We start from the raw sequence: 6,111 nt of genomic DNA on the forward strand, positions 1-6,111 counted from the left end.
CGGCGCGAGGGTCCGCGCGGTCCCCGCCGAAGAAGGTGTTGCGCAGGGCCGCCAGGGCCCCGGGCTCCTCACGCGCCATCTCGTGGAAGAGGGCGGTGGTGAGCAGCACCGTGGTGGCGCCCACTTCTCGCAGCTTCCGGGCGAGGTGCGGCGGCGACAGCGTGACGTCACGCGGGAGGATGACGAGCCGCGCGCCATTGAGCAGCGCCCCCCAGATTTCGAAGGTGGCCGCGTCGAAGGACGGTGTGGACACCTGCGCGATGCAGTCCTGCGGCGTCAGGCGCACGTAGTTCGTCTCGCGCACCAGGTGGACGATGGAGCGGTGCTCCACGCCCGCACCCTTCGGCGTCCCAGTGGAGCCCGACGTGTAGAGCACGTACGCCAGCTGGCCCGGCAGCACCGGCACCCCAGCAGGCGCGGTGGTGGCGTGGCGCTCCAGCGCGTCCGGTTCCGCGTCCAGGCACACCGTCGGCCAGGACTGCTCCAGGAGCGACGGCAGCAGCGCGCGCTCCGTCACCACGGCGGACAAGCCCGCGTCCTGGAACATGAACGTCAGCCGCTGCTGCGGGTAGGACGGGTCCAACGGCACGTAGCAGCCGCCGGCCTTGAGCACGCCCAACATGCCCACCACCAGGTCCAGGCCGCGCTCCAGGCACAGGCCCACGCGGCCCTCCGGACGCAGGCCCAGGGACACCAGGTGGCGCGCGAGCTGGTTCGCTCGCGCATCCAGCGCTCCGTAGGTGAGTGACTTGCCCTCGTGCTCCACGGCCACGGCATCAGGCGCGCGGCGGACGTGGGCTTCGAAGAGGCCAGGGAGGGTGTCCTCCGTGAGGGGCAGGGTGGCCGCGGCGTTCCAGTCCACCAGCACCCAGGAGCGCTCTTCGGCGTCCATCAGTGGCAGGCGGCTGACGGGCACCGTCGCGTCCTTCGCCACGGCCTCCAGCAGGACTCGGAACTGCGACGCCAGTCGCGCGGCGGTGGTCGGCGTGAAGAGGTCCAGGCTGTATTCGAGCGTCCCCTCCAGCCCTCCTTCACGCGCCATCATCGACAGGCTCACGTCGAAGCGAGAGGTGTCCGGTGCGGTGGGCAGCAATTCCACGCGCACACCGGGCAACGCGGGCGGCGGCACCGGCGCGTTGTGCAGCGCGAACATCACCTGGAACAGCGAGGCACGGTCCGCGCCGCGCTCCGAGCCCAGGGCTTCCACGAGCCTTTCGAACGGCACGTCCTGGTGGGCATACGCGCTCAGGGAGGACTCGCGCACGCGGTCCAGCAGCTCCGTGAATCGCGGGTTTCCATCCAGGCGGGCACGCAGCACCAGCGTGTTGAGGAACACGCCGATGAGCGGCTCCAGCTCCGGCCGGGTGCGGTGGGCCACGGGACTGCCCACGGCGAAGTCGTCCTGCCCGGAGTAGCGCGACAGCAGCGCTTCGTACCCGGTCAGCAGCACCATGAAGAGCGTGGCGTCGCGCTCCCGAGCCACCTGCTCCAGCGCGCGTACCAACGACGCCGGCAGCATGAAGACATGGCTTGCGCCCCGCAGAGTCCTTGTCGCGGGCAGGCCGTGCTCGGACGGCAGCGTCAACGCGGGCAGGTCCTTCAGGGAGTCACGCAGGGCTTCCAGGTGAGCCTGCACGCCTTCGGAGTTCCCCTCCAGTCGCTCCCACACCGCGAAGTCGGCGGCCTGCACCGACAGCGCCGGAAGGGGTGAGGGACGGCCTTCTGCGAACGCCACGTAGAGGCTGCCCACCTCGTGCACGAGCACGCCCATGGACCAACCATCGGAGACGATGTGGTGCATGTTCAGCAGCAGCACGTGCTCCTGCGCGGCCAGCTTGAGCAGGCGCGTGCGCAGCAGCGGGCCGGTGCGCAGGTCGAAGGGCAGGGCCGCCTCGTCACGCATGCGGCGGCGCAGGGTGTCCTCTCGTGCGGCGCCTTCGGGAAGGACCTCCAACGGCAGCGGCCATTCGGCGGGCGCGGCGTGGATGCGCTGGAGGGGCTGGCCCTCGCGCTCCAGGAAGGTGGTGCGCAGCGGCTCATGCCGGCGAACGATTTCCGCGAAGGTGCGGCGCAGCACCTCCACGTCCAGGGCCCCGGTGAGCCGCAGGGCCAGGGGGATGTTGTAGAGCGCCTGTCCCGGTTCCAGCTGCTCCAGGAACCACATGCGCTGCTGCGCGAACGACAGCGGCAGGTCCCCGTCCCGCGGCACGGTGGGAAGAGAAGGGCTGACGGCGCGCGACGGCAGCGCCTGGATGCGCTCCGCGAGCTGAGTCAACGTGGGCGCCTCAAACAGCGTGCGCAGGGGCAGGTCCACGCCGAACCGCGCGGCCACCCGGGTGACGAGCTGCGTGGCCAGCAGCGAGTGCCCACCCAGGTCGAAGAAGTCGTCGTGCGCGCCCACGCGCTCCACGCGCAGCACTTCACGGAAGAGGGACGCCAGTTGCTCTTGGAGCGGCGTCAGGGGCGCGTCGTCCTCACTGGAGGACGTGGAGGCGGTGGGCGCGGGAAGCTCGCGGCGATCCACCTTCCCGTTGGTGGTGAGGGGCAGGGCGCCCAGGCCGACGAAGGCGGCGGGCACCATGTACTCGGGCAGACGCGCGCGCAGGTGCTCGCGCAGGACTCCGGCCTCCACCGTGGCCGGGACGACGTAGGCCACGAGGCGCTGGTCTCCGGGCACGTCCTCGCGCACGATGACGACCGTCTCGCGGACGTCGGGGTGCGTGCTGAGCGAGGACTCGATTTCGCCCAGCTCGATGCGGAAGCCTCGCAGCTTCACCTGGTGGTCGATGCGGCCCAGGTACTCCAAGTCTCCGGAAGGCAGCCGCCGCGCCAGGTCTCCCGCGCGGTAGAGCTTGCGACCCGGCACGGGGCCGAAGCGGTCGTCCACGAAGCGCGCGGCCGTGAGCTCGGGCCGGCGCAGGTAGCCCCGGGCCACGCCCGCGCCGCCCACATGGATTTCGCCCGGCACGCCAAGGGGCACCGGCTGTCCCGCCGCGTCCAGCAGGTACAGCTGGAGGTCGGGGATGGGCTGGCCGATGACGCTGGAGCCGGGACGCTCCAAATCCGCGAGCCCCACCGGGCGCCACGTGACATGCACCGTGGTCTCGGTGATGCCGTACATGTTCACGAGCTGGGGCCGTGCGTCGCCATGGCGCTCGAACCAGGGGCGCAGCGACGCGAGGTCCAGCGCCTCTCCGCCGAAGATGACGTAGCGCAGCGCCAGGGTGAGGGCTTCGCCCTGGGACGCGGCCTGCTGCTCGGCGTGGAGAAGCTGGCGGAAGGCGGTGGGCGTCTGGTTGAGGACGGTGACGCCCTCGTCGGCCAGCAGGCGCAGGAAGGCCTGCGGCGAGCGGCTGACGAAGTACGGCACCACCACCAGCCGGCCGCCGTACAGCAATGCGCCCCACAGCTCCCAGACGGAGAAGTCGAACGCGTACGAGTGGAACAGCGTCCACACGTCCTTGGGCCCGAAGTGGAACTTCGCGTCCGTCGCGCTGAAGAGCCGCGTGACGTGGTCGTGCTGCACCATCACGCCCTTGGGACGTCCGGTGGAGCCCGACGTGTAGATGACGTACGCGAGGTCGCCCGGAGCGTTCCTGTGCGCGGGCCGTTCAGACGAAGCTCCGGAGGCCATCGCCGCTTCGAACGTGAGCACAGAGGTGCCGTCCACGGACGGCACGCGGTCCTCCAATGACGCCTGGGTGAGGACGAGCGGCGAGCGCGCATCCTCCAGCAGGAAGGCCAGGTGCTCACGCGGGTGCGCGGAGTCCAGCGGCAGGTACGCACCTCCGGCCTTGAGGATGCCGAGCAGTGCGACGACCAGCTCCACGCCGCGCTCCAGGCACACGCCCACGAGGACTTCCGGGCCCACCCCACGCGCTTGGAGGACATGGGCCAGCCGGTTCGCCCGGGCGTCCAGCTCGCGGTACGTCAGCTGGCGCAGCTCGAAGCTGACGGCGATGGCGTCCGGCGTGCGGTCCACCTGCGCCTCGAAGCGCTCCACCAGCGTGCCGGTGGAGAATGGTTCGACGGGCGGGTTCCAGCCATGGAGGACCTGGTGGCGCTCCGCCTCCGTCATCACGGGCAGCTCGGAGAGCTTCGTCTCCGGGGCCGCCACCATTCCGCCGACGACGTTCTCCACGTGGGAGAGGAGTCGGTCGATGGTCTCCGGCTCGAAGAGGTCCGTGGCGTACTTGCAGCCGATGAGCAGTCCGTCCGGCCCGGGGGCGGCCTCGAACGTCATGTCGAGTTCGGTGGTGCGGTTGTCTAGTAGCCCCACGTCCAGCGTCAGTCCACCGCCCACCGGCTGGGCGCGCGGAATGGCGTAGTCGTCCAGGACGAAGGCGATGTTGTACAGCTCGCGCCGCTGCGAGCCCGGCTGCGCCACGGCGAGCACGTGGTCATACGGCACGTACCCGTGGGCCAGCGCGTCCAGCGTCGTCTGCTTCACGCTGGAGAGGAGCCCCGACACGGTGGTGTCAGCGGGAAGGCGCAGGCGCAGCGGAAGGAAGTTGGTGCAGTCGCCCACGAGGGAGCGGGTGCCCGGCACATCGCGTCCGGACGTCGCGGAGCCGAGGATGAAGTCCGTCTGGCCACTCCACCGGTGCAGCACGGTGGCCAGCGCGGACACCAGCATCATGAAGGGCGTCGCGCCCTCACGGCGGCCCAGCGCGTTCAGCTTCGCCATCAGGGGCGCGGGCAGCACGCGCAGCCTGCGGGCACCCTGGGAGGACAGCCGCTGGGGGCGGAGCTTGTCGGTGGCCAGGGACAGCAGGGAAGGTGCACCGGAGAGCGTCTGCTTCCACCACGCCAGCTCCGGGGCCAGGGCCTGGGGCGTCAGGTACGACTGCTGCCACGCCGCGAAGTCGCCGTACTGGAGCGCGGGCTCGGGCAGGGGAGAGGGACGCTGGTCCCCGAAGGCCCCGTAGAGGGCGGCCAGCTCGCGGGAGAGCACGCCTACGGACCAGCCGTCCGCGATGAGGTGGTGCACGAAGACGAGCAGCACGTGGTCCTCGGGCGCGAAGCGCAGCAGCACGAAGCGCAGCAGCGGACCGGTGAACATGTCCATCGGCTGCTGGGCATCGCGCACCGCCCACGCATCCAGCAGGGCCTCGCGTGACACGGAGTCCTGGCTGACGACGTCCTCCACCGTCAGCGACACAGGGGAGGGTGCGTGGACCTGCTGGAACAGCACGCCGTCCCGCGCGACGAAGGTCGTGCGCAGCGCTTCGTGGCGACGGACCAGCTCGTTCAGCGAACGCGACAGCGTCTCCGGGACCAGGGGGCCTCGGAGCGAGAGCGACACGGGGACATGGTAGGCGGTGGACTCCGGCGCCAGTTGCTGGAGGAACCACAGGCGCTGCTGGGAGAACGAGGCCGGCGTCAGCCCCGCCGGAGCTGGGCGCCGTTGCACCGGGGGCAGGGCCGCGAGTCCCGTCGCGGTGCTGCCCTGGGCCAGCGACGCCGCGAGCCCCTGGAGGGTCACGTCCTGCAACAGGGTCGCGGCGGAGACACGCGTCCCCAGACGCTTCTCGATGCGTCCCTGGAGGTCCGCGGCCGCGAGCGAGTCCATGCCCAGCTGCGTGAGCGGAACGTCCGAGCCATGAAGGCCGGCCTCCGCCCCGAGGACCGCGGTCAGCTCCTCGCGAAGAATGCGCTCCAGTTCCTCCACGGAGCGAGCAGGGGAGGCTGCGGCCTGGGCCACAGGGGCGGAGGCACCAGACTGATTCCCCGCCGCGTCAGCCGAAGCCGAGGCGTCCACTGCCGAGACACCCGAGGGCACTCCGGACTGATTGGCCGTCGCGCCAACTGGAACCGAGGCACCTGCGAGCGCACCGGGCTGACTCGCCGTCGTACCCACCGAAACCGTGGTCTCCGCCGCACCGGCCTGCTCCACCGTCGGCGCTTCGGGCACAGGCACCACCGGAGTCCGCACCAACGGCTCCGCACCCGCCGCCTCACTGCGCCACAGCACGGCGAGTTCTCCGGACACCAGCGCCGCACGGCACGCGAAGCGCTGAATCTTCCCGCTCGACGTCTTGGGCACCGCCCCCGGAGGCAGCAGCGCCACCGTGTGCGTCTGCACCTCCAACTCCCGTGCGAGCGCCTGAC

General features: G+C 71.0%; 1 protein-coding gene. It reads right to left on the reverse strand.

Annotated elements, in window-relative coordinates:
- Positions 1 to 6,111, reverse strand: a 6,111-nt coding sequence (locus tag D7X74_RS38530; protein WP_147446834.1) for a non-ribosomal peptide synthetase, incomplete at both ends; no start/stop codon positions are given.

Origin of the sequence: Corallococcus sp. CA047B (assembly GCF_003612065.1) — a bacterium.
In the GTDB taxonomy this organism is placed as follows: Bacteria; Myxococcota; Myxococcia; order Myxococcales; family Myxococcaceae; genus Corallococcus; species Corallococcus praedator.